This window comes from Glutamicibacter sp. BS14 (assembly GCF_056934375.1).
Genome location: NZ_CM167801.1, coordinates 1,467,080 through 1,491,668 on the forward strand (window position 1 = coordinate 1,467,080; position 24,589 = coordinate 1,491,668).

The window sequence follows — 24,589 nt, forward strand, 5'->3', positions numbered from 1 at the left end:
ACTAAATGCATGGCATTGTTCTCTTCCCAGATAACGCAAGCGACAGGTAAAGCACGCTCCCTCATTGCGGAGCGGTCTGTTCGAGCGGAGATCGCTCACTCGGACCGGGGAATCGAGCAAGCCGACCATGTGCTTTTCTTCGCCGAGGGGCCCGGGCAGTTCTACCAGCTCGGAGTCTGGCTGGGTACCTTCGAGCGACTGGCTGCCCAGGGTCTCAACGTCGGCGTGGTGCTCATGGACGCATTAAGCGCACGACACGCGCTGGCAGAGTCGAACCTGCCGATATTGTTCTCGCGTTCCATGGAGCAGATCGAGAATAAGCTGAGCGAGTGGAATACCAAATCCATCAATTACGTGAACAACGCCCAGCGGAACTTCACGATGCTGCGCTTCAACGGACCGGCGCATATTCACTTGAACCACGGTGAGAGCGAAAAGGCCTCCATGGTCTCCAACCAGCTCAAGGCCTACGATTTCGCCTGCGTGGCTGGTGCTGCCGCGGTAGAGCGCATCACCGAGAACATCTCCCGTTTCGACCCATCGCATCTGGTGCAGATCGGACGCCCGCAGCTCGATGAACTGGAATTGCCCGGCCCTTCGGAGAAGATCCGGGTTCTCTACGCACCGACTTGGGAGGGCGACTCGCAAGCCATGGCGTACTCCTCGGTGGCTACTTTGGGCGAGAGAATTCTGGCCCAGCTGAGCAACGATGAGCGTTTCGAAGTACGTTTCCGTCCTCATCCGAAGACCGGTGATGTGTCCGCAGAGGCAAAGAAGGCCGTGGTAAGCCTGAAAAGCAACTACGCTGCCACCGTGGATGCGCTCAGCGACGCGGCGCAGTCCTTGGTGTGGGCGGATGTGGCCATCTGCGACACCTCGGCGATGGCCTATGACGCGGTAGCGCTCAACATCCCGCTGCTGCTGGCCGGAGACCCCCAAAGCAAGCTCCATTCAGGGTTGCCATTGGACCAGCGGCTGGGCAACGCCAACGGACTGGCGCAGCGGGTTGCGGATCTTGCCGCATCCTCGGTTGCCGGGGCGCAAAAACAGCTGGCACAGTACTTCTTTGCCACCACAGAACCCGGGGTGGCTACGAAGAAGCTGAGCCAGCTGCTTTCGAGCCTCTAGCCTTCTGGGCCTAGCGCTGCTTGAAGACCGTATCCTGCCATTCGCGATGGGCGGCGGGATCATGGGAGATCATTACGTGCTTGACATTGGTGTACTCATCGAAGGAATACTGGCTCATGTCCTTGCCCATCCCCGAAGCCTTGTAGCCTCCATGCGGCATGTCGGAAACGATCAGGATATGCTCGTTGATCCACACGCAACCGGCCTGGATTTCGGCGCTGGCACGCATCGCGCGGTCAACGTTCTTGGTCCATGCGCTCGCCGCCAGGCCATACGGGGTGTCGTTGGCCAATTCGATGGCTTCGTCATCGGTATCGAATGCCAACGCCGCCAGGACCGGGCCGAAGACTTCCTGCTGCACGATCTCTGAATCCTGCGCAGCTCCCACCACCAGGGTAGGACGGTAGAACCAGCCATCGCCCGGAAGCTGCTTGCCTCCGGCAAGCACCGTTGCTCCGGCATCCTTGGCACGCTCAACCATCGAGGAAACCTTCTGCAGGTGGGCTTCGCTGATCATCGAACCCATGTCGGTATCGGGATCGGTCGGATCTCCCACCACCATGGCCTCCATCAGTTCGGCCACCTTGCTGGTGAACTTCTCGAAGACCGAGGAATGCACGTACGCGCGCGTGGCGGCGGTGCAATCCTGTCCGGAATTGATCGTCGAGCCGGCCACCGCACCATGTGCGGCAGCTTCGATATCGGCATCATCGAAGACCACCATCGGCGCCTTGCCGCCGAGTTCAAGATGAACCCGGGTACCGGTCTCGGCCGCCATGGACATGATCTTCAGGCCCACGGCGGTAGAGCCGGTGAACGAAGTCATCTTCACCAGCTTGTGGCGCACCAAGGGCGAGCCAACGCTGGGCCCGTCGCCAACGACAATGTTGATCACGCCGTCCGGCAACCCGGCATCCTTGGCGGCCCGGGCAAAGAGTACCGAGGTGCCCGGGGTCAGCTCGCTGGGCTTGAGTACAATCGTATTGCCGGCGGCAATCGCTGGCAGGACCTTCCACGCAGCCATCTGCAGCGGGTAGTTCCACGGGCTGATCGAACCGATCACGCCGATAGCTTCACGGCGAACCATCGAGGTGGTGTTGCCCGCGTAGTCCCCGGCGGCCAATCCCTGCAAATTGCGTGCAGCGCCAGCAAAGAAATTCACGTTGTCGATGGAACCGGGCACATCGAATTGGGTCGACATGCGGATGCTCTTGCCGGTCTGAGCGGTTTCCAGGGCGGCGATTTCATCGGCATGCTTTTCCAGTTCGCGAGCGAATGCCAGCAGGTGGTCGGCCCGTTCGCCCGGGGTCAGCCGGGACCAGGTCTTGAAGGCGCCGGCGGCCGCCTGCACCGCCTGGTCAACCTGCTCGCCGGTCGCGGTATCCACGTCCAGCAGCTTCTTTCCGGTGGCTGGATTCGCGCGCTCCAGCACCGGGCCGTGCCCGCGGACCTGCTGGCCATTGATGAACTGGTGTCCAAGGGAACTATCGTAGTAGGCCATGTGAATTCTCCTAGGGGGATTCAGAGGGTGAAATAGATCTTGCGCAGGGTTTCGGTGACGATCCAACGGGTTCTCATGCCCGCATGGAGCCGGACAACGCTGCCTGGAACCAGCACCAGTTCTTGGGCACCGAAACCTTCGGTTTCCAGAATCTGCACCGTCGCGCACCCGGCAAGCACCACGAAGTACTCGTCCGCTTCAATATCCTGCATGGCGCCGCGGGACATCTCCCAGACGCCGATTTCTGCATCCCCGAGGGTGCCCAGCTCGCGGTAGCCTGCGGTTGCGGATGCCTGACCGGCGACCACCTGCTCGTCGCCGATGGCAACATGCTTGACCTCAAGGGCATCGGCTTGGACGATGCCGGCTTGAAGTATTCTTCCAGGCATCAGGAATCGAACCCCATTCCGATCTTATCCATCAGCTTCAAGAAGGCCGAGCGCTCGCCTCGATTGCGATCGGCCTTGACCAGCTGGCTTGTCATCAGGTTCACGCCCACCCATGCGGCAGGTTCCGGCGGGAATGGGATCGGCTTGGTACGCACCAGTTCCAATTCGGTCAGCTCGGTCTTCTGGCCCGAGAGCAGATCCAGCATGACCCTTGCACCGAAACGGGTAGCGCCGACACCGAGGCCGGTGAAGCCTGCACAGTAGGCGACCTTGCCGCCGTAGGCCAGATCGAAGAAGGAGAAGAAGCGGGAGCAGGTATCAATGGCGCCACCCCACGCATGAGAGAACTTCACCTGTGAGAGGTCCGGGAAGCTGCCGAAGAAATGCGCGGCGAGCTTCTCGAAGGTCTGCTGGTTGGTGTCGTAGCTGGAGCGGACCTTGCCCCCGAAGTGGTAGACCGCGTCGTAGCCGCCGTAGAGAATGCGGAAGTTCCCTTCGGCGTCGATGGTTGGGCGGGCATAGTGGAACCGGTTGTTCAGGTCGGCCAAGCCCACCATGTTCTCCCAGCCGATGGCCGCGCGCTGCTGCGCAGTGAGCGGCTCAGTCATCAGCGCGTAGTCGTATACCGGCACAATTCGGGAGCGGTGGCGCTTGAGCAGAGACGGGAAAACATTGGTTGCCAGGGCCACATGCTTGGCGGTGATCTGCCCGTCGGCGGTCAGCACCTGGACCTGCGTGCCGGCATTGTTCATCTCCACGGCGTGGGTATGCTCGTAGAACTCGACGCCTAGCTCGCTGCAGACGCGGGCAAGTTCCCAGACCAGCTTGGCGGGGTGGACCAGCGCGGTTGAGTCATGGTCACGGGCGCCGGCCAAGAAGTCTGGCGAATTGATCAGTTGCCTTACCGCGCCGGCATCGAGGTAGTCGACACCCGGTGCCTCAGCTTCCTCGGCCACCCACGCAATCTGATGCTGTTCGGTGGCCACGCTGAGCGCGCCCTCGCGGACGAAGTCCACGTCCATTGCATAGCGGCGCACCGTCGCTTCGAACTCGTCGAGGTTCTTCCTGCCGAGCTCCGCAAGCAGCGCATTTTCCTTGGGCAGATGGTTTTCTCCGTTGGCCTCGCCATGGACCAGGGAGGCTTCGCAGAAGCCGCCATTGCGCCCGGAAGCAGCCCAGCCCAAGCGCTGGCCCTCGATCAGTACGACCCTTCGGCCGGGGTTCTGCTCCTTGGCTTGGAGCGCGGTCCACAATCCGGTGTAGCCGCCGCCGATAATCAGCAAGTCGGTGGTGAGTGAGCCATGCAGCGCCGGGTGGGGTGCGGGGCGGTGCTCATGATCCAGCCAGTAGCTGGTGCGCTTGGCGCCGGCCAATGCTCGGGAGATCAGGGTGGGGGAGACTTCGGCTTCATGCCTGTCAAAAGTCAGGTCATTGGTGCTGTTCATTGGTTCTTTCCTCGAAGGTAGCGGGTTCGGCAGGCGCTATCGAGGCAGGGGAACGACCAGTGGTCCGTGCGGCTTTGCCGTCTGCTGGGCACCGGGGATGCCAGTTGAGTGCCAATCGGCGGCCAAGGCTATCCCTCTTCTCGGAAAGATGAATACAAATTGAATGTGATTCATTACTCATCTAAGCCTGCGCCGCTCGGGGTTGTCAAGGTCCCGAAGCCAAGCCGAAACCCGGCCTTCGAAACAGCAAAGCACTGCTTCGAAGACCGGGCCTGGTCATGCGGGAACCGCGACCGGTTTGCCGCTAGTGAATTGATGCGCCCGTCCCGGGAAATGGCGGCTGAGCCAAGCCGCGCCGAACATCAGGAGGAATTCGGCGGCCGCAACTCCCAGCATCACCGGTGCATGCTGGGCGCCGTGCGCAGCGTGGGACGCGTGATGGCCGCCAAACCACGGCATGCCGATCACCATCGCCACATGGGAGGTGCCCATGAGCGCGCTCATCACCAGCAGGCGCAGGGGAGAACCGCCGCGCAGCACGCACCAGGAGCATTTGATGCACCACAAGGTCATGGCAAGCAATGCCAGGTTCCACCACAAGGAGTGCGGCATCAGTGCCAGAACCAGCAGGTGGGTTGCGGCCAGGCCCAGCGAAGCGGCTCCCAGGGCAATGTGTCCGGCCGGCACCCTGGCCGCGTGGCTAGTCGCCGCTGCCACAGCAACCGTCTGATTCCTTGGTGGCGCAGCAGCCGTGCTGGACCGGGGCTGGAACATCAAGGACAGGGGAGCGGTCGAAGAAGCCCTCGGGACGGATGGTGAAGCCAACGGTGTCCACAGGCATCATCGGCCAGTCCTCAGTCCGCGGGAAGTGGGTCAACGCGAAGGTGTGCCACAGGCTGATCTGCTCGCCGTCGATGTTCTTGTCGTCCTCGATCCACGAGCCAATGCCGTCAACGCCCGGGTTCTGGTTCACGAAGTCACCGGTTGGATAGCGGTGGCCGTCCTCCCGCTTGGTCACCCACAGGGCCTTGGAGGCGAATTCTGCGCGACGATGGATGGAGGATCCTTCGGCGGCCAGCAGGGTCGGCAGTCCCTGGGACATCAGCTTGTAGCCCACCGGCTTGCCGAGGTAGTTCTTCGAATCCGGGTTGGTCACCACCCAAGTGCGGCCGGCGGTCGGATTGCTATCGCGTACCGCCTGCTTCTCGGTAGCCAGCACCGTGTGGCTGCGGGTGAAGGCGTTGCCCCGGGGGTTCTCCTTGCTGATGGGCAGGCGCACGGCTTCTTCTTCGATGACGCGGCTGGGTCCGCCGTCCAGGGCGAAGTCCAGCCGGGCGCCGAAGATGTGCTGGTGGAAGGGCGCGCCCAGGCCAGGCGCCATTTCCGAGGAGTAGCGCTCGTCGAGCATGGCCGAGGTGAACACGATGCCGGTGGCCTTGGCCTCGAATTCGATGGTGCCGTCCAGGTACAGGTACCAGTAGAAGCCGTAGTCGTAGTTGCCCACGGTAGTGAAGAAGCTGATCACCAGGCGGCGGTTGCGGCGCGTGTACTTCACGCCTGACCAGTCATCGGCGTGCTTGGAGAGGATCGAGGCGTCTTCCTCGTGCATGCAGATGCCGTTGGTGATCTTCTGCGCATTGCCATCGGCGTCGGTGACCACAGGGGAGATGTAGTGGATTTCGCCCAGGCAGTCGCAGCCCAGCTCCAGCGAGTTGGCCAGGCGTCCGATGAGGTATTCGCCGGTGTCGAAGTAGTTCTGCCAGCTGCGCACCGGGGAAGGGTCCCCGTAGGGGACTACCATTTCGGCAATGGAGGCACGGTCCAGGATGCGGCGCTCGGTGCCCCGATCGTTGAAGGCGATGTTGTAGAGAACCAGACCTTCGCGCATGTCGAAACCGATATCCAGCGACCATTTCTCCCACTCGACGTGGTTGCCTGCGCTGACCGTGAAGCTGGCGCCCTCAGGCTGGGTGATCTCGATGGGCTTCTGGGTGGTGCGCACCGGGCCCGTGAGTTCCGGGTCCGTGTAGTTGCCGTGGGTTTCGGGCACCGGGATGACTTCCAGGTCCAGCAGCTGGTCGATTTTTCCGGCGATGGTGTCGATGTAAACCACCAGTCCATCAACGGGATGGGCCCAGGCCGAGTCTTCGGCGAAATCCTGGCGGAAGGCCAGGCCGCGCAGGATGCGGCGTCCTGCTTCTTGCGGGTACTCGTCTTCGTAAACTCCTGCGGAGAGCGGGGCAACGCGCACCTGTTCTGGTTTCAGGCCGCGCTTGGCCAGAGCGGCCGCCCACTGCGGATCGCCAATCAGTATGGCCTCCACCATTTCGAATTCCTCCAGCAGCACGGGCATCTGCCCCACCTTGGCCGGATCCAGGTCGATTCTGGAGAGCACGGCCTGCGCGCCCAGGTCGAGGACGACATCCTTGGGGGAGTTGGCCAGCTTGTCCATGAGCATGACGCGGACAAAGCGTCCGGGACGGTCAGCGCGTGGATCTTCCAAGCCCATGTAGGCGATGCGGGTGTTCTCGGTGAAAAGCTGGTGGCTGACCAGCAAATCCTTGGCGGTAGCGACCTCTGCTTCGCTGAGCAGGGTGAAATCCGTGGCGGTGGTGATTGGCATGAGACGGGCTCCTTCGGCACTGAAGTGTGATCTGCGGCATTTATTATTCTCTAGTTGTAGAGAATACGGACGGGGTCAATGTGACGCAAGCCCTTGCTTGAAATAAATTGTTTTTCGCTAATCTTGAACCATGCCGAAAATCGTGGACCATGATCAGCGTCGCCGGGAGATTGTCGAAGTCACTTGGAGGTTCATTGCCCGCGAAGGCATCGAGAAGCTGAATCTGCGTGATTTGGCGGCCGCGGCCGGCTATTCAAATGGCGCCTTCAAGCCCTACTTCCCGACGCGCGATTCGCTGCTGGTTGCCACGTTCCGCTACGTGGCCGAGGCTACCGACCGGCGCATCGCCCGCATGTGCCAGGGGCAAGCCGGGCTGGGTGCGCTGGAGGCGTTCGCGCGCGAAGTGCTCCCGCTTGATGAGCTGCGGCGCAATGAAGCCCGCATTGCTGTGCACTTCTGGCATCTGGCCCTCGGGGACCGTGCGCTGGCTGCGGTCAATGCGCAAACTATGGACCGGTGGCGCGAGCTCATCGACCAATGGCTTGGACAGCTGCTGGGTCCGGAACATCCCGCGGCGCGTGTTGCCCGCGACTCGATGATCAATTTCCTGATGGGCGCTCAGGCCAGCAGCGTGCTCGATGAAGCTGTCAACACCGCCGAGTCGCTCGAAGCGCAGCTGCAATACCGCCTGGATGCCTTGCGCCGCCTGCACCCCCAGAGCTAGGCGGATATTCTCCGCGCGAAGAAAATAGTGACTTTTCGCTTCGCTCGGCGTACTCTCATTCGTGATGCCCGACACAGTTGATGGGCTTCAATGGGGAGGCAAGCATGTACCAACTTCAGCACGTCGATTCGTTCACCGCGTGGTCGCGGCTCATTTCCGACGCCTTCGTCAGGCTGCAATGCGAGCAGATTTCCAGCGGCCATTTCACCGCCACACTGGGTGCCAATATGCTCGGCGATATCGGTTTGATGCGCATACATGCCAAACCCCACGCAGTGCAACGAACCGAGAACCTCACCTCCAGCGGCGACGGGGATTTCTACAAGGTCTCCTACCAGCTCGATGGCTACGGGCTGCTGATCCAAGACGGTCGCGAGACCCTGCTGGCCCCAGGGGACCTGGCGATCTATGACACGCAGCGCCCCTACACCCTGGCCTTTGAAAAGCCGGCGTCGGTGCTCGTCGCATTGGTTCCCCATGGTCTGTTCCGCCTGTCCCAGCAACAGGTCGGCCAGCTCACCGCCGTCGCCCTGAGGCAAACCCACCCGCTATCGGGAACCGTCGCCCCGCTGCTGCGCCATCTTGGCGCCAATCTGTCCCAATGGGATGAATTCGGCGGCTACCAGCTGGCGCGCAATACCGTGGACCTGCTGGCAACTGCCCTGGGCGGGGCGCTTGGCGCCGAGTGCCATGGCGATGCCAAGGAGCGGCAGCGCGAATTGGCCACCAGCTACATCGGCGCACACCTGGATGATCCCGACCTGGGACCTGCACGCATCGCTGCCGCCCACTTCATGTCCGTGCGCAGCCTGCACGCGCTTTTCGAGAACCAGCCGCTCAGTGTTGCCGCATTGATCCGCCATCTGCGGATGCGCGAGGCCGCGCGCCTGCTGCGCGACCCGCTGCTGGCCGAACTGCCCGTCCAAGCCATCGGGTCCCGGGTCGGGATTGCCGATGCGGCCGGATTCAGCCGCATGTTCTCCAAGGAATTCGGTTCCACCCCGGGCAAATACCGCTGCGCCGGCTGAGGCGCAGGACACTCTTGTGCACGCGGAGCCAATGGTCCTGCACTCAATGCCAAGGACAAGCCCGAGCACTTGGGCGATGCTGATATCCAAGCACTCGGCAAATGGGGGATCGAATGGGACTCGAACAACGCACACTGACGGTGCCGGCTCTGGTCGTGATGATCATTGCCGCCAGCGCACCGCTAACCGCCGTGGCTGGCGGCGTGACTACCAACTACGCGGTGACCGGCATGGAATCCGTGCCGTTGTCCTTCCTCATGGTCGGTGCCATCCTGCTGGTTTTCAGCATCGGCTACACCGCGATGAGCCGCTACATCCCGAACGCCGGCGCCTTCTACGCCTACATTGCCCAGGGGCTGGGACGGGCATTGGGCGTGGGAGCGGCAATGGTCGCCCTGGTCAGCTACAACCTCATGCAGATCGGCATCTACGGCATGTTCGGATTCGCCGCGGCATCCTTTGCCAATGCCTCCTTCGGCACCGCCATCCCATGGTGGGCCATGGCCCTGGCCGCGTGGGCAGTTGTCGGCTTCCTGGGCATGAACCGGGTCGACTTCTCCGTCAAGATCCTGGGCATCGTCGTGGCCGCAGAATTCCTCGTGGTCATCATCTACAACATCATGGCCTTCGTGCTGGCTCCCGAAGCGCCGCAGCCGGCCGCATCCTTCAACATGGCTGACGCCATCGCACCGGGCATGGGCGCCGTCATGGCCTTCACCATCGCCGCTTTCATGGGCTTCGAATCCGGAACCATCTACAACGAAGAGGTCAAGGATCCAGCACGCACCGCCCGGCGTGCCACGATGATCGCGGTCGTCATCATCGCCTGCTTCTACGCGTTTTCGGCCTTCGCCGTAGCTGTCGGCGAAGGCGCCTCGAACGTCATCGGCGCTTCGGCACAATTCGGCCCCGACCTGATTTTCGCGTTCTTCGGCGCCAACGCGCCAGCCTGGTTCGTCGATCTGGCCAACATCCTGTTCATCACCAGCCTGTTCGCCGCGCTGCTGGCCTTCCACAACGTCATTGCCCGCTACTTCTACTCCATGGGCCGCGGCGGGGCGCTGCCGAAGTTCCTTGCCGCAACTTCGCGCACCACCCACGCCCCCGTTGCAGGCTCGCTGGCGCAGTCCACCCTCGGACTGGCGGTTATCGCCGTCTTCGCGGTGATCTCGCATGGCAAGGATCCGATGTATGTCGTGTTCACGATGTTCACCTGGATGACCAACTCGGCGGCCTACGGGCTGGTGCTGCTCATGGCACTGACCTCTTTTGCCGTCATCGGATACTTCAAGGCGAACCGCAGCGGAGAATCCCTGATAACCCGGGTGATCGCTCCGCTGGTCTCGGGCATCGCCCTGGTCTATGTCTTCGCCCAAATCGTCATCAACTTCGAAATCTTGCTTGGCATGGCAGAACCGGGAATGCTCGGTTATGTGCTGCAAGGCATCGTGATCCTGCCTGGCCTCATCGCATGGGTGCTGGCACTGGTCATCCGCTCGTCCAAACGGCGTGCACCGATGGCCGAAAAACTTCCCGTCACCTAACAACTCAGTACCAAGGAGCTCAAAGATGGCTTACGCAAACGCCCAAGAACTGCTGGATGCGATCCAGCCCGCAACCGGTGGCACCGAAATCCTGGACCCGGCAACCGGTGAACTGGTTGGCTGTGTTGCCGAGCAGACTGCCGCCGATCTCGACGCGGCCGTTGCCGCCGCAAAGTCCGCCCAGCCGGCCTGGGATGCCTTGGGTCACGAAGAGCGCAACCGCGTGCTCAATGCGGCCGCGGACAATATCGAAGCCAACGCGGAAGCGCTCGCCGAGCTGCTCTCCCGTGAGCAGGGCAAGCCGCTGAACGGGCCGAATGCGCGCTTCGAGGTCGGGGGAGCAGCCGCCTGGCTGCGCGCCGCCACCGCTTATGAAATCGAGCCGGAAGTGGTCGTGGATGACGGCGAAACCTATGCAGCCAAGCACTTCCGCGCACTGGGCGTAGTGGGCGCCATCGGCCCGTGGAACTGGCCCATGATGATCTCCATCTGGCAGCTGGCCCCGAGCTTGCGCATGGGCAACACCGTGGTGATGAAGCCCAGCGAATACACCCCGCTCTCGGTCCTGGCCCTGGTCCACGTGCTCAACGAAGTGCTGCCAGCAGACGTGCTGAAGATCGTGGCTGGCGGACGCGAGGTCGGCGAGAGGCTCTCGGGCCATCCGGATATCGCCAAGATCATGTTCACCGGCTCCACCCGCACCGGCAAGGCCATCATCCGCTCCTCGGCCGATACCGTGAAGCGCCTGACCATGGAATTGGGCGGCAACGACGCCGGCATCGTGCTCGAAGACGCCGATCCGCAGGCCATCGCCGAAGACCTGTTCTGGGGTGCCTTCATCAACACCGGCCAGACCTGTGCCGCGCTCAAGCGCCTGTACGTGCCCGAATCGATCTACGACGCGGTGTGCGATGCACTGGCCGGCGTCGCCGCGCAGATGCCCATGGGTGTCGGCCTCGACGAGAACAACGTGCTGGGTCCGCTGCAGAACAAGGCCCAGTACGACATCGTCGCTTCCCTGGTCAAGGATGCCGTGGATTCCGGCGCCAAGGTGCTGCTCGGTGCCAACCCCGATGAAAACGCGGCCGGCTACTTCTACCCGACCACGCTCATTGCCGACATCGACCCGGGCAACCCGCTGGTGGTCGAGGAGCAGTTCGGCCCGGCCCTGCCGATCATCAAGGTCAAGGACACGGCCGAAGCGATCAAGCACGCCAATGCCCTGGAAGTCGGGCTCGGAGCCTCGGTATGGAGCAGCAACCGCGAGAAGGCACTAGAAGTCGCGGCGCAGATCCAAGCAGGCACCGTGTGGATCAACTCGCACGGCACCATCGACCCGCGCATTCCATTTGGCGGCGCCAAGCAGTCCGGCTACGGCCTGGAATTCGGTATTGACGGCTTGAAGTCCCTGGCTCAGCCGCAGATCATCAAGGGCTGACGGAGACTGCGTTCGCCAGCATTCCCCGGCGGTGCCCGGTGCCTATCCAGGCATCGGGCACCGCCCATTTGCGTGCGAAGGCTAGTTGATGATCTCGGCAGTGGGGTCATCGGTGATCCTTGCGATGCGTTCACGCCAGCTTTGCAAGGCTTCGGGCGACAGCCGGGTCCAATCGTGGACTTCACGGATCACCCGTACAGGATGCGCACTGCGGTAGGAACGCGTGGGATTGCCCGGGAATTTCTTGTCGGTGACATTCGGGTCATCTTCATACGCCCCGGTCGGTTCCACTTCATAGACATGGGCGGTCCCCTCCAGGGCCGCAATTTCGGCGGCCAACCCCGCGCCATCGGCAAGTGCGGTGAAGTAGATGTGGTTCATGATGATTTCGGGACGATAGTTCGAGGGAAAACCGGGGGACAGCAGATCCCCGGGGTGCAGCGCGGCTTTGGTGCCGTGGAAGAACGGGCCGTCATCAAGTTCGTTGCTCATAGGCCAAGACGATAGTCGCCATTGCCGGTTCATGAAAGGATCGGCCGGGTATCGCCACGTATATTGGGAAGTGAACCGACGACAGTATTTGGAGAGTAACGCGTGCCTATTTTGAACAAGGACATGACCCTATGCATTTCGTTATCTGGTCGACCATCTAATATCGGCACCCGGTTCCATAATTACCTGTATGAAGAACTCGGGCTGAACTTCATCTACAAGGCCTTCTCGACCGAAGACCTCGCTGGTGCCATCGCTGGTGTCCGGGCCTTGGGCATTCGTGGCTGTTCGGTATCCATGCCGTTCAAGGAAGACGTGATGAACATGGTCGATGAGATTGAGCCTTCGGCCAAGGCAATCGACTCGGTGAACACCATCGTGAATACCAACGGGCGACTGGTTGCTTCAAATACCGACTTCGAGGCGATCGCGACGCTCATCGAACGCCATCAGCTGGATCCTGAAAGTTCCGTGCTTGTCCGAGGCTCCGGAGGAATGGCCAAGGCCGTCGTGGCCGCCTTCCGCGAAGCCGGATTCAACGACCTGACGGTGCTGGCACGTAACGAAGTTTCCGGCCAAGCCTTAGCTGACAAATACGGTTACCGATTTACCAGTGCTGACCCGGCTCCAGGACACGAGATTCTTGTGAACGTAACGCCGCTGGGCATGGACGGAGCCCAGTCTGAGGAGCACGCATTTAGCACTCAGCAGATTGAAGCCGCACGAACCGTCTTCGACGTGGTGGCTTTCCCAAGTGAAACACCATTGATCCGCGCAACACGAACTGCTGGCAAGCAGGTGATTACCGGGGCAGAAGTCATCGCCCTGCAAGCCGCGGCGCAGTTTCAGAAGTACACCGGCCAGGCACTAAGTGAAGAGCAGGTATTGCGTGCCTCAGAATTCTCCCGGGAATCCTGAAGCCCCGAATATCAGTACGCGCCCTAGTTGGCGGTACTCACTTGGCTTATGATGTTCTTTCCACGAAAAAATACCATCAGCAGGACGAAGAACGAGATCGGTAAGAGCACGATCAATCCCATGGATAGCAACTGGAAGAATTGCGTGTTCAATGCAATTCCATTCGTGATCGGTACACCGTTCTCGGGCATGTAGTCGGCGTACCTTGCAGGCCTGGATGTCGCCCACAAGATGAAGGACCGGAAGATGAATGCACCTGCCGCGGTGATGGCGAGCGAGGGAAGCAGAAGTGACTGGTTGTCGGCACTTGTGCGCCTTATTTGGCATATACGGGCGAAGACCGATATTAGTGCCGAAGCGCCTAGACCCAGCGTGAGGATCTGCAATAACCACGAATGAGCCATGACGAAAGACAAAGCCATCATCGCAATACTCAGCGCAGTCAGGATTCTGATCTTCGACAGGAAAGTTCTAGACATGAACCGAACCTACCTTGCTAAAGGGAGAAAATCAGCCCCGGCAACTGAACACGGGTGATAGATATGCCAATGGCCCGGCACTTTCGTGCCGGGCCCTGTTGCTGGTGAGCTGCTAACCGCGCAGCACGACCTCGACTTCTTCCATCTGCTGGCCGGCAGGGTACTGGCCGTTGAACAGCTTCGAACCTGCCTCGGTGAGCACCGCCGAGAAGCGGGTCTTGACCAGGCCGAAAGCGTTCGAAACGCTGGTTTCGGTGAGCTCGGCAATGGCAACGCGTTCGCCGGCTTCGTCGATCGTGAGGCTGATGTTCTCGTCATGGTTCACGATGCGCGGTTCAAAGAGATCCAGCTTCATCATGCCGCCGTGCCCGGAGAAGGACACACGCCCGTTGAACCAGATTTCGTTTTCCGGTACCTCTGCAGCGGGGGAGACGGGGAACGCCAACGCGTTGCCTGCCTGCCATACCCCGTTGGCAGCTTCAATGCGTCCGTCGGCGAGGGAAGAAATATAGCTCACGAACGAGGTTTTCAGACCCCATTCAAGATGCGGCTGGAACGGATCGCCTGCTGGCGCACCACTTCCGGTCATTGTCTTTTCCCTCCACAGGATATCGGCGTGAAAATATGCTGTGGCCAGTATTTCATACTGGAGTTGGATCATGGCGACAGTTCTCTGCCAGCTAATCCTGAGTCATCTTCGGTTCAACTAGTGGACGGTAGGCAGACTGCATTGAGATCTGGGCATCCACGTAGCTGGTGCCATCGGCAAAGGCGATATCTGCTGTTGCCCACGACCCGTTCCAGTACTTGATCTCCAACTCGGTCGGCGAATATTCCTTCTGGACGTTCGCCACGAGGTTGCTCATCGCGGTGTTGTAGCCGGTGATGCCCATGACCAGGCAGATGGCCGTTGCCACCACAGCAATTCCGGCAGAAATGAACTCGGTGCGGATGGATGCGCGTCGCGCATAAGTCTGCTCCCCGTCACGCAGGCGCGTGAAGCCCTTGCGTCGGATCAGGGCGTGGATGATCAAGGGCAACCCGATCAGCAAGAAGATCACAGAAGCCGCCAGCGACACGAGAGGAAGACTGAATTCCACCGGTAGATACTCATCCATGTATTTACCCTACCCATGTCAGCGGATGACTTCTAGGGTTAAATCGCCTTGCCCGGGTTCAAGATGCCCTGTGGATCGAACACCGCGCGCACCCGTCGCTGCAGCGCAAGCGAGGTTTCGCCCAGCTCTTGGGCCAGCCAATCCTGCTTGAGCAAACCGATGCCGTGCTCGCCGGTGAGCGTGCCGCCCAGGGACTTGGCGAGGTGGAACATGTCTCCCAGCGCGGCCTTCGGTGCGCCGCTGGTGATGGATTGGCCTTCAGGCACCACGATGATCGGATGCAGGTTGCCATCGGCGGCATGGGCGATAGTGAAGATCGATACTCCGCGTTCATCCTCGATGCGCTGCAGGCCGGCGAAGGCTTCGGCCAAGCGATTGCGCGGCACGCCGATATCGCAGATCGAGGCCGTGCCCAGCAGCTCCATGCTCGGGATCGCCTGGCGCCGGGCTTCGATCAGCGCCTGTGCTTGCTCCTGGTCCGTGGCGATCTCGATGTGCGCGGCCAGCGGGGCGATCGCATCCTGCAGGGCCTGCATTTCCAGCTGCGCGCCGTAGCCGTCGGTCTGCGCGAGCAGCAACGCGCCGCCGCGCGCTTCGTGATCCGTTCCGAGCGCCGCATCCACTGCCTTCAGGGTCTTGCCGCACATCAGCTCCAGCACCGAGGGGGCCAGCCGTTCGGCGATCACCGCCGAGGCGGCCTTTGCCGCGGTATCCTCATCGGGGAAGTAGGCGACCAAGGTGGAGGTGTGCTTGGGCTTCGGGCGCAGGCGCAGCAGTGCTTCAACCACAATGCCCAAGGTGCCTTCCGAACCGATCATCAGCGCATTCATGTCATAGCCGGCCACGCCCTTGATGGTCCGCCGCCCGGTACGCAGCAGCTGCCCGTCGGGCAGCACCACCAGCAAGCTGAGCACCGACTCGCGGGTCACCCCGTACTTGGCGCACCACATGCCGCCGGCATTCGTCGCAATATTGCCGCCGATCGAGCAGATCGCGGTACTGGCAGGATCCGGGGCGTAGAACAACCCGTGCTCGCCGGCGGCCTGGTTCACCGCCGCATTGAGCACGCCGGGCTGCACCACCGCGGTGGCTTCCACCGGATCGATTTCCAGGATCTTGTCCATCCGGGACAAGTCGAGCACGATCTGCCCGGCCTCGGCGCTGGCCCCTGCCGCCAGCCCGGTGCCGGCCCCGCGCGGGACGATCGTGGCGCCATGCTTGTGGGCCAACTGCATCGCCAGCACCACATCATCGATGTCCTGCGCGAAGATCACCCCGTCGGCAAAGGTCGGGGGCACATAGCCGGAGCGGTCCACGCTGGCCTGCTTGCGGTCCTGCTCATCGAGCGAGGCCCGGGGATGGGCGCATAGCACTGGACTGGTCGCCACGGTAGTCATCTCGATCTCCTTTGAATGCAGAACTGGCAGGACAGCTGAGCTGTCCTGCCAGATCGGTGCTATTGAACGAACGTGTCGGCGACGGCCAAGGCCTGCTCGAGGCGATCCAGTGCTTCGATCAGCACGTCGTCCTCGATATTCATCGCCGGCACCACATGCAGCCGGTTGAAGTTCGCGAAGGGCAGCAGCCCTGCGGCCTTCGCGGCGGCAACCACCTGGTTCATCTCCGGGCTGCTGCCTCCATAGGCGGCCAGCGGCTCGCGGGTTTCCCGGTTCTTCACCAGCTCGATCGCCCAGAACACGCCGGTTCCGCGCACCTCGCCCACGCTCGGGTGCTCGGCGGCGAACTGCGCCAGGCGCGGCCCGATGATTTCCTCGCCCAAGCGCTGGGCGTTCTCCACCATGGCCTCGTCCTCCATCGCGGTGATGGTGGCTACCGCCGCCGCGCAGGCCAGCGGGTGGCCCGAATAGGTCAACCCGCCCGGGTAGACCCGCTCGCGGAAGGTCTCGAAGATTTCCGGGCTGATCGCCACCCCGCCCAGCGGCACGTAGCCGGAGTTCACGCCCTTGGCGAAGGTCAGCAGGTCCGGAACCACGCCGGCATGGTCCACCGCGAACCATTGCCCGCTGCGCCCGAACCCGGCCATCACCTCATCGGCGATGTACACGATGCCGTGCTTCTCGGTCAGCTCGCGCACGCCTTGCAGATAGCCCGGGGGCGGCAGGTAGATGCCCGCGGTGCCCGGAATGCTCTCCAAGATGATCGCGGCAATGGTGCTGGGGCCTTCCAGCAGGATGGTGTCCTCCAGGTGCTTCAGCGCCCGGGCCGTCTCCTCCTCGGGGGTGCTCGAATTGAAGTAGGAGCGGTACGGGTAGGCCGGGAAGAAGTGCACCACCCCATCGGTGGCATGATCCGAGGCGAAGCGCCGCGGATCCCCGGTGAGGTTCACCGCCAGGTGGGTGCCGCCGTGGTAGGAACGGTACGCGGAGAGCACCTTGTGCTTGCCGGTATGCAGCCGCGCCATGCGCACCGCATGCTCCACCGCATCGGCACCGCCATTGGTGAAGAAGATCTTGTCCAGCTGCCCGGGGGTATGCTTGGCAACCAGCCGGGCCGCTTCCGAGCGCGCGTCATTCACATGCTGCGGGGCGATGGTGGCCAGCTTGCCGGCCTGCTCCTGGATCGCGGCGATCACCTTCGGGTGCTGGTGCCCGATGTTCGTGTTCACCAGCTGGCTGGAGAGGTCGATCAGCGCGTTGCCCTCGCCGTCCCATACCCAGGAGCCTTCGGCCTTCAGGATGGCCATCGGGGCGAACGGCCCCTGGGCCTGCCAGGAGTGGAAGACGTGCTTGCGGTCCAGCTCGTAGGCGTGCTGGCCAGCGGCGATATCCGCTGCGGAAACGCCCTGCGTCAGTGGCTGTGCCAGTGGTTCAGTCATGGGTATCAGTCATTCTGCGGGAAGCCGAGGTTGATGCCGCCGTGGCTGGGATCCAGCCAGCGCTTGGTGATCACCTTGTTGCGGGTGAAGAACTTGAAGCCCTCCGGGCCGTAGGCGTGCTGGTCGCCGAACAGCGAGGCCTTCCAGCCGCCGAAGGAGTGGTAGCCCACCGGTACCGGGATCGGCACGTTGACCCCGACCATGCCCACCTGGATCTCGTCCTCGAAGCGGCGGGCCGCGCCGCCGTCGTTGGTGAAGATCGCGGTGCCATTGCCGTACGGCGAAGAGTTGATCAGCTCGATGCCCTCGTTGAAGCTCTCCACGCGCACCACCGAGAGCACCGGACCGAAGATTTCCTCGGTGTAGATGGACATGTCCGTGCCGACATGGTCGAACATCGTCGGATGCAGGAAGAAGCCCTCGCCATCAGCATCCACGGTGCCGGTGCGGCCATCGAGCACCAGGTCCGCGCCGGCGGAGATGCCGGCCTCGATGTACCCGGCCACCTTCGCCTTGTGCTCGCCGGTGATCAGCGGGCCCATGTCGCAGCCGCGGGTGCCATCGCCCACGCGCAGCGTCTTGGCGCGTTCGGCGATCTTGGCCACCAGCTCATCGGCGATGGTGTCGATCGCGACGACTACGGAGATCGCCATGCAGCGCTCGCCGGCCGCGCCGAAGCCTGCGTTGACCGCCATGTCGGCGGCCAGGTCCAGGTCGGCATCCGGAAGCACCAGCATGTGGTTCTTCGCGCCGCCAAAGGCCTGCACCCGCTTGTTGTGCGCGGTGCCGGTGGAGTAGACGTACTGCGCGATCGGGGTGGAACCCACGAAGGACACGGAGTTCACGCGCGGATCGGTCAGCAGGGTGTCCACCGCCTCCTTGTCGCCGTGCACCACGTTCAGCACGCCCTCGGGCAGGCCGGCCTCGGTGAACAGCTCGGCCAGCCAGTTGGCGGCCGACGGGTCCTTCTCCGATGGCTTGAGCACCACCGCGTTGCCGGCGGCGATCGCTACCGGGAAGAACCACAGCGGCACCATGGCCGGGAAGTTGAAGGGGGAGATGATGGCCGAGATGCCGACCGGCTGGCGCATGGACTGCACGTCGATGCCGGTGGAGGCGTTCTGCGAGAACTCGCCCTTGAGCAGGTAGGGCGCGTTGCAGCACAGCTCGACGACTTCCAGGCCGCGGGCCACTTCGCCCAGCGCGTCGTCCAGCACCTTGCCGTGCTCGGCGGTGATGATCGCGGCCAGCTCGCCCTTGCGCTCGGCCAGCAGCTGGCGGAAGTTGAACATGATCGCGGTGCGGCGGGCCAGCGAGGTGTCGCGCCACTTCGGGAAGGCCTCGGCGGCTGCGGCGATCGCATGCTCGGTGGTGGCCTTGGAGGCCAGCGCAACCTGGCGGGTGACCTCGCCGGTGGCGGGGTTGTAGATCTTGCCGGTGCGGTCATCGGCGGAGTAATTGGCGTTGTTGATCCAGTGCTGCAGTGTGCCGGTCAGCGTTGCGGTCATCGTATCGGCCTTTCGAAGTTGGGTGCCTGCCTTCATCATGGGTCATGGATGTGAGGGACAACACCATCACTGTGTCATGATTTAAGCACTAGTGCTGACGGAGTGTAAAAATGCTGACGGTAGACGAGGTACTGCACCTGCCGGTGGTCCAGGCCGCCGACCCCCAGGTGCTCTGCGGAACAGGGATGGACGCGCCGCTTCGCTGGGTGCACGTGACCGAATCCACCGAGAACATCGACCTGCTGCTGGGCCGCGAGCTGATCCTCACGACCCTGCGCAACGTGAGCGACGTGCGCGCCTTCATCACCGCGCTGCGCGAGGCCGGGGCCGTCGGGGTCATCATCGAGGACCTTTCCGGCGCACCGCTGGACGTCGCCGACCTGGGCCTGCCGGTCATCGCCCTGCGCACCACCACCCGCTTCGTGTCCATCACCGAGGTCATCCACCAGAAACTCGTCGCCGAGCAGCTCGAGGCCGTCCAGTTCTCCCGCACGGTGCACGAAATCTACACCGGGCTCTCGCTGACCGAGGCCGACGAAGCGCAGATCGTGGACCGCACCGCGCAGCTGCTCTCGGCCCCCGTGGTCCTGGAAGATGTCCGCCACCACGTGCTCGCCCAGTCCGGCGCGCAACTGGAACACTGGATCACCCGTTCGCGCTTCGTCGGGTTCCTGGAGCACACTGGACGCGCCACCGGCACCGAGAACTGGCTGCAGACCCCGGTCGGCGCGGTCCGCAGCCGCTGGGGGCGGCTGATCGTCCCGGCCATCCTGGAGGACGACGACCGCGCGGCCCTGGTGCTGGAACGGGCCGGCCAGGCGCTGACCATCGCCCGCCTGTCCGGGCGCGACCAGCGCGAGCTGCTCTACCAGGCGCGCACCTCCACGCTGCACGAACTGCAGGCCGGGCACAGCTACAGCGACAAGGACATCGCCATCCGCACCCAGGCCCTGGGCCTGGCCGCCGCCCCCTACTATGTCCCGGTGGTCATCTCCCTGGCCGGTTCCGGAACGCCGACCGAAACCCAGCTGGCCGACCGCGCCCTGCTCGAAGTGCTCGACCAGCTGGCCGACACCCTGCACCTGGGCATCCTGGCCGGCTCGCTCAAGCCCGGGTACCTGGGGCTGATCCTGCCGCTGCGCGCCCGCGAACTGCTGGACTCCACCCTGCAGGGCTTCACCCGCCGGCTGGCCGAGCAGCTCACCGCGCCGGTGGCCATCGGCGTGGGGCCCGAAGGCACCCTGGCCACCAGCATCGCCGGGCTGGAGGAAGCCGCGCAGGTCGCGCAGATCGTCCCGCACCTGCCCACCCGCGCCCAGCCCTACTACCGCTTCGCCGACCTGCGCCTGCGCGGGGTGCTCTCGGCCATGGGCAGCGACCCGAAGCTGCGCACCTTCGCGCTGGCCGAGCTCTCCGGCCTGCTCAACCCGCTCGACCTGGCCGCCCTTGACCTGCTCGATCTCTACCTGGCCCACGGCGGGAACAAAACCGCGCTGGCCAAGGCCGGCTACCTCTCGCGGCCCACCCTCTACTCCCGGCTGGCCAAGCTCGAAGCCAAGCTCGGGGTGCAGCTGGACTCCGCCGAGTCCCGCGCCTCGCTGCAGGTGGCGCTGCTCTGGTACCGCATGCACGGCTGAGCTATCCACACTTGGCTCCCGGTGAGAAAACCCCGCAGGACGCCGCAGACATCATGGGGGCATGAGCACAGAACAGGCACAGGCGCTGAAGGACCTGGCCGACGCGGAAGAACTCATCGCATCGGCCACCGCGGTCCTTGCCGGCGGGCCATTGAGCCCCGGCCACGCGGCCTGCTTTGCGCAGCTTGCTGACAAGCTCGCCCGCCGCCAGAGCCGCACCCAGCTGCACGCCGCCCATGCGCTGCGCCGCACCGGTGCCCACAAGCTCGACCAGGAATCCTTCCAGGCCGTCACCGAGGCAGGCGAGCACCCGAGCCTCGCCGCATTCCAGGTGGCCGCCGGGCGCACCACCACTGCCCGCACGCATTTCAAGAACACGGCCGGGCTGCTGCACGGCTGGCTGGACATCCCGCGCAGCACGGTCCGCGACCGGCTGGCCCTGGTGGATTGCTTGCTGGGCGGTGTCGACGAGGCAGGGCAACCGCTGCCCGCCTGGTTGCCGGAACTGGCCGGGCAATTCGCCGACCCCGACGTGGATCCCCGGCTGGTGTCCTCGGCCGCGCTGAAACTGCATTCGGCCCGCAAGGACTTCGGCGAAGGCCAGGCCGGGCAGGCCAAGAAGGACCAGCTGCAAGCCGAATCGGCCGCCTTCATCCGCAGCGAACCCAAGGCCGCCCGCAGGCACATCAACGCACTGGTGGCGCAGGTGAAGTCCGGCCAGCGCCCGTTGCAGGCCCTGCTGGATGGGATCGGGATCTTCAAGAAGGGCATGCGCCAGGGCCTGGTCGAATACGTCCTGCGCGTCCTGCCCGCCCATGCGGCGATGATCGAAGCGTATTTCAACGCGCTGGACAACCCGGCCACCGTGGCCGGGAACCGCGAAGCCCTGGCGCACGCCGAGGCGCAGTTCACCGGTGCCCAGGGCAGCGGCTGGGATGACGAGGAATCGATGCCCGACTGGGCCAAAGACGGGGAACCTGCCGGATCGGCACCCGAGGGATCCGCCGAACCTGAAGAACCCGAAGAACCTGACAAACCTGACGAACCTGGAGAACCCGAGGAACCCGAAGAACCTGAAGAGCCCGAGGAACCTGCCGGCCCGGCCGCCACCCAGTTCGAGGAGCTCAGGCCAGAACGACGCCGGCTCGTAGGATTCCTGGCCTTGCTGATGACCGACCGCAACCAGAGCGGTTCGCCAGGGAAACAACCCGGGTTGGCGGTACCGCAGGTGAGCATCATCCTGGATTACGAGAAGATGAGACGCGACGGCAAGGAATTCGCGGTCACTTCCACCGGGATCCAGCTATCCCCGGGCGAAACCAGAGCGGCATTGTGCACGGCCGGAATCTATCCGCTGGTGCTGAACGGCCAGAGCCTGCCCCTGGATCTGGGCCGCACCCAGCGGCTGTATAGCAAGGCGCAGGGCCGCGCCATCCGGGCGGCCTATCGAGGGTGCCTGTATCCGGGATGCAGCATGCCCGCCGAACGATGCGAACTGGATCATCTCGACGCGTGGGAAAAGGGCGGCAACACGGACATCGAGTCCGCGGCCTTGGGATGCATGATCCACCATATCGGCAGGCATTGCGGGTTGTTCCACGCGGTGAAGATCCCTGGATGCCGGCCGATGGCCCTGCTGTCCAAGGAACTCGACCCGCAGCAGAAACTCCGGGTGAACACCTACTGGATGACCCCGCAGGAAGCCCTGGCGGCCGATGCCCTCGCCGAGCGCATGACCGCGAAGTGGCGTGCCGGGGAACTGGACATCGAGATCGTGGAGCCCTAGGCATCCTCCGGGTAGGGCCACCGCACGTCTTTGCGAACTCCATCGGACCACTGGGCGATCCACTCTCCGGTGCCTTCGGAGACATCGCGGACCCCTGCCTCCAGCCACTGGAACTTCCCGTCCAGCAGGTCCGCGGCGATCCGTCCATCGGTACGGGTGGTGTTTTTCCAGAGCCTGCCGAAATGCTCCTCGCAGCGTTGCGCGGCCTGTTCGCAGAAGGCCAGGGCAAGATCCTGCGCCGAGTTGCGCTGGCCAGCCGGGGACTGCGGCAGCGCAGTGGTCTTGGCGATCACCGCGGACATGGCGAACAGCTCCGCGCCGATATCCACGATATGGCCCAGGAAGACCTGCTGCTTTTCCAGGCCGGCCTGCCAGCGCGCCATCCCGGCGAACGTCTGGCGTGCCAGCCGCCGCGAGGTCCGCTCCACATAGCGCAGGTGCTTGGCCAATGGGCCGTGCTCGGCATAGGAGTTCGGAAGCGAGCCTGCGCCCATCGCAAGCTTGGGCAGCCACCGGGCATAGAACCCCGAGGCATCCACCGCCGCTCGGGCCTTGTCCTGGATGCTCGACCCGGCACGCGCCAGGTCCCCGGCCGCCTGCAGGTGCGCATCCACGGCCTCGCGGGCAATCAGCAGGTGCATGATTTCGGTGGAGCCTTCGAAGATGCGGTTGATCCGCAGGTCGCGCAGCATCTGTTCGACCGGCACCGCCCGCTCGCCGCGCGCTGCCTGCGACTGCGCGGTCTCGAATCCGCGCCCGCCGCGGATCTGCAGCAGCTCATCGGCGATCGTGCAGGCAGCCTCCGAAGCCCAGAGCTTGGCCAGGGCCGCCTCGATGCGAATATCCTTCATGCCGGCATCGGCCAGCCGGGCGGACACCTCGAACACCGCTTCCAGCGCATAGCTGCTGGCCGCGATGCAGGCGAGCTTGCCGGCGACGGCTTGGTGCTTGCCGACCGGGTGGCCCCACTGCACGCGGGCCGCGGACCATTCACGGGCGATCTTCGTGGACCATTTGCCGGCCCCGGCGCACATGGCCGGGATGGACAAGCGCCCGGTGTTCAGGGTGCTCAGCGCGATCTTCAGCCCCGAGCCTTCCTTGCCCAGGCGGTTGGCCGCCGGCACGCGCACCGAGCGGAACCGGGTCACCCCGTTCTCGATTCCGCGCAGGCCCATGAACTGGTTGCGGTTCTCGACGGTGATGCCCGCGGTATCGGCCTCGACGATGAAGGCGGTGATTCCGCCGCGACCTGCAGGCTCTTGGCCGAGGGCCTCATGCGGCTGCACCGCGGCCATCACCACGAGCAGCTCGGCGACCACCCCGTTGGTGGTCCACAGCTTCGCGCCATCCAGGATGTAGTGGCTGCCGTCGTGACTGAGCCGGGCTTCGGTGCCCAACCGTGCAGGGTCGGAACCGACATCGTTCTCGGTGAGCAGGAAGGCGCTGATGGCTCCTGCCGCGCAGCGCGGCAGGTACTCGCGTTTTTGCTCCTCGGTGCCGAAGGCCTTCACCGGCTCGGGGACGCCGATGGACTGGTGGGCCGAGAGCAGCGCGCCGATGGCCGGGGAAACCACGCCGACGCGCATCAGCGCCCGGCCGTAGTCCAGCAGGCTCAGCCCCAGTCCGCCGTATTCGACCGGGATCTTCATGCCGAAGGCGCCGATGCGGCGAAGCTGGGCAATATATTCGCCGGGGATGCGCGCCTGGGCTTCGATGCGCTCCGGGTCGATGCCATCGAGGACCGCTTCGAGCTGCGGCAGGAATTCCTGTCCGCGTTCTGGATGCAGGGCGCTGGGCAATGGTTCGATCAGGGAGAAGTCCACGGCCCCCATGTACAGGCCCTTGGCGAAGCTGGGCCGGTCGAACTGCTCGCGGGACTCCTCGGCGACTTGCCTGGATTTGTCGGCGTTGATTTGCATGGCGATCCCCTTTGGCTCGGCGATCGGCCGCGGCGCCATCGCCTGGTGGCACCAGCGTAGCTGCCAAACCCCGGGG

Annotated in this window: 21 protein-coding genes; 8 read left to right on the forward strand and 13 right to left on the reverse strand. The window is 63.7% G+C overall.

The genetic code is table 11. The features are described 5' to 3' along the window. Positions 1-9: 9 nt before the first annotated feature. On the forward strand, positions 10-1,128 hold the full coding sequence (locus AC1Z36_RS06915; protein WP_146112246.1) for a CDP-glycerol glycerophosphotransferase family protein: 1,119 nt from the start codon (positions 10-12) through the stop codon (positions 1,126-1,128). Between the two features lie 10 nt (positions 1,129-1,138). Here the strand turns inward: AC1Z36_RS06915 and AC1Z36_RS06920 are convergent, their stop codons facing one another. The 5 genes from AC1Z36_RS06920 to AC1Z36_RS06940 form a co-directional block, all read right to left on the reverse strand. Then, positions 1,139-2,629, reverse strand: coding sequence for a gamma-aminobutyraldehyde dehydrogenase (locus tag AC1Z36_RS06920; RefSeq protein ID WP_133833518.1), 1,491 nt, complete (start codon positions 2,627-2,629; stop codon positions 1,139-1,141). Positions 2,630-2,649: 20 nt separating this feature from the next. Beyond that, positions 2,650-3,018: a cupin domain-containing protein gene (locus tag AC1Z36_RS06925; RefSeq protein WP_105657064.1), complete on the reverse strand. Its 369-nt coding sequence runs from the start codon at positions 3,016-3,018 to the stop codon at positions 2,650-2,652. Then, on the reverse strand, positions 3,018-4,463 hold the full coding sequence (locus AC1Z36_RS06930) for an NAD(P)/FAD-dependent oxidoreductase (RefSeq protein WP_133833520.1): 1,446 nt from the start codon (positions 4,461-4,463) through the stop codon (positions 3,018-3,020). The genes AC1Z36_RS06925 and AC1Z36_RS06930 overlap by 1 nt, the downstream gene beginning before the upstream one ends. A gap of 276 nt (positions 4,464-4,739) precedes the next feature. After that, positions 4,740-5,180 (reverse strand): hypothetical protein, encoded by a 441-nt coding sequence (locus tag AC1Z36_RS06935; RefSeq protein ID WP_105657062.1) that lies wholly within the window; start codon positions 5,178-5,180, stop codon positions 4,740-4,742. Next, entirely contained in the window at positions 5,164-7,086 is a 1,923-nt protein-coding gene (locus tag AC1Z36_RS06940; protein ID WP_483561874.1) for a primary-amine oxidase, read from the reverse strand. The genes AC1Z36_RS06935 and AC1Z36_RS06940 overlap by 17 nt, the downstream gene beginning before the upstream one ends. Positions 7,087-7,216: 130 nt before the next feature. Between AC1Z36_RS06940 and AC1Z36_RS06945 the strand changes: the two genes are divergently transcribed. From AC1Z36_RS06945 to AC1Z36_RS06960, 4 genes are all read left to right on the forward strand, one after another. Then, positions 7,217-7,810 (forward strand): TetR/AcrR family transcriptional regulator, encoded by a 594-nt coding sequence (locus AC1Z36_RS06945; protein WP_133833523.1) that lies wholly within the window; start codon positions 7,217-7,219, stop codon positions 7,808-7,810. A 104-nt stretch (positions 7,811-7,914) separates the two neighbouring features. Beyond that, entirely contained in the window at positions 7,915-8,838 is a 924-nt protein-coding gene (locus AC1Z36_RS06950) for an AraC-like ligand-binding domain-containing protein (protein ID WP_166650707.1), read from the forward strand. Positions 8,839-8,951: 113 nt separating this feature from the next. Then, positions 8,952-10,382 (forward strand): APC family permease, encoded by a 1,431-nt coding sequence (locus AC1Z36_RS06955; RefSeq protein WP_133833525.1) that lies wholly within the window; start codon positions 8,952-8,954, stop codon positions 10,380-10,382. Between the two features lie 25 nt (positions 10,383-10,407). After that, positions 10,408-11,820: an aldehyde dehydrogenase family protein gene (locus AC1Z36_RS06960; protein ID WP_332498503.1), complete on the forward strand. Its 1,413-nt coding sequence runs from the start codon at positions 10,408-10,410 to the stop codon at positions 11,818-11,820. Between the two features lie 81 nt (positions 11,821-11,901). Here the strand turns inward: AC1Z36_RS06960 and arr are convergent, their stop codons facing one another. Beyond that, positions 11,902-12,312: an NAD(+)--rifampin ADP-ribosyltransferase gene (gene arr / locus AC1Z36_RS06965; protein ID WP_133833527.1), complete on the reverse strand. Its 411-nt coding sequence runs from the start codon at positions 12,310-12,312 to the stop codon at positions 11,902-11,904. A 102-nt stretch (positions 12,313-12,414) separates the two neighbouring features. On the opposite strand from arr, the gene AC1Z36_RS06970 reads away from it, so the two are divergent. Then, positions 12,415-13,230, forward strand: coding sequence for a shikimate 5-dehydrogenase (locus tag AC1Z36_RS06970; protein ID WP_105662520.1), 816 nt, complete (start codon positions 12,415-12,417; stop codon positions 13,228-13,230). Between the two features lie 23 nt (positions 13,231-13,253). Here the strand turns inward: AC1Z36_RS06970 and AC1Z36_RS06975 are convergent, their stop codons facing one another. From AC1Z36_RS06975 to AC1Z36_RS07000, 6 genes are all read right to left on the reverse strand, one after another. Continuing rightward, positions 13,254-13,709 carry a hypothetical protein gene (locus AC1Z36_RS06975; RefSeq protein WP_332485876.1) on the reverse strand — a complete coding sequence of 152 codons (456 nt, stop codon included), beginning with the start codon at positions 13,707-13,709 and terminating at the stop codon, positions 13,254-13,256. Positions 13,710-13,821: 112 nt separating this feature from the next. Continuing rightward, entirely contained in the window at positions 13,822-14,370 is a 549-nt protein-coding gene (locus AC1Z36_RS06980; protein WP_105657053.1) for an HtaA domain-containing protein, read from the reverse strand. 19 nt (positions 14,371-14,389) lie between these two features. Further along, on the reverse strand, positions 14,390-14,827 hold the full coding sequence (locus tag AC1Z36_RS06985) for a hypothetical protein (RefSeq protein ID WP_133833529.1): 438 nt from the start codon (positions 14,825-14,827) through the stop codon (positions 14,390-14,392). Positions 14,828-14,865: 38 nt separating this feature from the next. Beyond that, a complete protein-coding gene (locus AC1Z36_RS06990) occupies positions 14,866-16,224 on the reverse strand; it encodes an FAD-binding oxidoreductase (protein WP_133833530.1) in 1,359 nt (452 codons plus the stop codon). Between the two features lie 59 nt (positions 16,225-16,283). Next, on the reverse strand, positions 16,284-17,663 hold the full coding sequence (locus AC1Z36_RS06995; RefSeq protein ID WP_483561875.1) for an aminotransferase class III-fold pyridoxal phosphate-dependent enzyme: 1,380 nt from the start codon (positions 17,661-17,663) through the stop codon (positions 16,284-16,286). Between the two features lie 5 nt (positions 17,664-17,668). Next, on the reverse strand, positions 17,669-19,171 hold the full coding sequence (locus tag AC1Z36_RS07000) for a CoA-acylating methylmalonate-semialdehyde dehydrogenase (protein ID WP_332485879.1): 1,503 nt from the start codon (positions 19,169-19,171) through the stop codon (positions 17,669-17,671). A 110-nt stretch (positions 19,172-19,281) separates the two neighbouring features. Between AC1Z36_RS07000 and AC1Z36_RS07005 the strand changes: the two genes are divergently transcribed. Together AC1Z36_RS07005 and AC1Z36_RS07010 are read left to right on the forward strand one after the other, a co-directional pair. Next, positions 19,282-20,808 carry a PucR family transcriptional regulator gene (locus AC1Z36_RS07005; RefSeq protein WP_483561876.1) on the forward strand — a complete coding sequence of 509 codons (1,527 nt, stop codon included), beginning with the start codon at positions 19,282-19,284 and terminating at the stop codon, positions 20,806-20,808. 61 nt (positions 20,809-20,869) lie between these two features. After that, the gene (locus AC1Z36_RS07010; RefSeq protein ID WP_483561877.1) at positions 20,870-22,594 is read left to right on the forward strand and encodes an HNH endonuclease signature motif containing protein; all 1,725 of its coding nucleotides are present in this window, start codon (positions 20,870-20,872) and stop codon (positions 22,592-22,594) included. Here AC1Z36_RS07010 and AC1Z36_RS07015 read toward each other — a convergent pair. Then, complete coding sequence (locus AC1Z36_RS07015; protein ID WP_353615989.1) at positions 22,591-24,513, reverse strand: acyl-CoA dehydrogenase family protein; 1,923 nt, start codon at positions 24,511-24,513, stop codon at positions 22,591-22,593. The two genes, AC1Z36_RS07010 and AC1Z36_RS07015, sit on opposite strands and share 4 nt — an antisense overlap. Positions 24,514-24,589: the final 76 nt, after the last annotated feature.

What these genes read in the sequence shown, in the direction of transcription:
- AC1Z36_RS06925 (WP_105657064.1), bottom strand. Translation starts at nt 3,018, where the DNA reads ATGCCTGGAAGAATACTTCAAGCCGGCATCGTCCAAGCCGATGCCCTT.
- AC1Z36_RS06930 (WP_133833520.1), bottom strand. Translation starts at nt 4,463, where the DNA reads ATGAACAGCACCAATGACCTGACTTTTGACAGGCATGAAGCCGAAGTC.
- AC1Z36_RS07005 (WP_483561876.1), top strand. Translation starts at nt 19,282, where the DNA reads ATGCTGACGGTAGACGAGGTACTGCACCTGCCGGTGGTCCAGGCCGCC.
- AC1Z36_RS06940 (WP_483561874.1), bottom strand. Translation starts at nt 7,086, where the DNA reads ATGCCAATCACCACCGCCACGGATTTCACCCTGCTCAGCGAAGCAGAG.
- AC1Z36_RS06985 (WP_133833529.1), bottom strand. Translation starts at nt 14,827, where the DNA reads ATGGATGAGTATCTACCGGTGGAATTCAGTCTTCCTCTCGTGTCGCTG.
- AC1Z36_RS06920 (WP_133833518.1), bottom strand. Translation starts at nt 2,629, where the DNA reads ATGGCCTACTACGATAGTTCCCTTGGACACCAGTTCATCAATGGCCAG.
- AC1Z36_RS07000 (WP_332485879.1), bottom strand. Translation starts at nt 19,171, where the DNA reads ATGACCGCAACGCTGACCGGCACACTGCAGCACTGGATCAACAACGCC.
- AC1Z36_RS07015 (WP_353615989.1), bottom strand. Translation starts at nt 24,513, where the DNA reads ATGCAAATCAACGCCGACAAATCCAGGCAAGTCGCCGAGGAGTCCCGC.
- AC1Z36_RS06975 (WP_332485876.1), bottom strand. Translation starts at nt 13,709, where the DNA reads ATGTCTAGAACTTTCCTGTCGAAGATCAGAATCCTGACTGCGCTGAGT.
- AC1Z36_RS06945 (WP_133833523.1), top strand. Translation starts at nt 7,217, where the DNA reads ATGCCGAAAATCGTGGACCATGATCAGCGTCGCCGGGAGATTGTCGAA.
- AC1Z36_RS06950 (WP_166650707.1), top strand. Translation starts at nt 7,915, where the DNA reads ATGTACCAACTTCAGCACGTCGATTCGTTCACCGCGTGGTCGCGGCTC.
- AC1Z36_RS06915 (WP_146112246.1), top strand. Translation starts at nt 10, where the DNA reads ATGGCATTGTTCTCTTCCCAGATAACGCAAGCGACAGGTAAAGCACGC.
- AC1Z36_RS06960 (WP_332498503.1), top strand. Translation starts at nt 10,408, where the DNA reads ATGGCTTACGCAAACGCCCAAGAACTGCTGGATGCGATCCAGCCCGCA.
- arr (WP_133833527.1), bottom strand. Translation starts at nt 12,312, where the DNA reads ATGAGCAACGAACTTGATGACGGCCCGTTCTTCCACGGCACCAAAGCC.
- AC1Z36_RS07010 (WP_483561877.1), top strand. Translation starts at nt 20,870, where the DNA reads ATGAGCACAGAACAGGCACAGGCGCTGAAGGACCTGGCCGACGCGGAA.
- AC1Z36_RS06990 (WP_133833530.1), bottom strand. Translation starts at nt 16,224, where the DNA reads ATGACTACCGTGGCGACCAGTCCAGTGCTATGCGCCCATCCCCGGGCC.
- AC1Z36_RS06955 (WP_133833525.1), top strand. Translation starts at nt 8,952, where the DNA reads ATGGGACTCGAACAACGCACACTGACGGTGCCGGCTCTGGTCGTGATG.
- AC1Z36_RS06980 (WP_105657053.1), bottom strand. Translation starts at nt 14,370, where the DNA reads ATGATCCAACTCCAGTATGAAATACTGGCCACAGCATATTTTCACGCC.
- AC1Z36_RS06995 (WP_483561875.1), bottom strand. Translation starts at nt 17,663, where the DNA reads ATGACTGAACCACTGGCACAGCCACTGACGCAGGGCGTTTCCGCAGCG.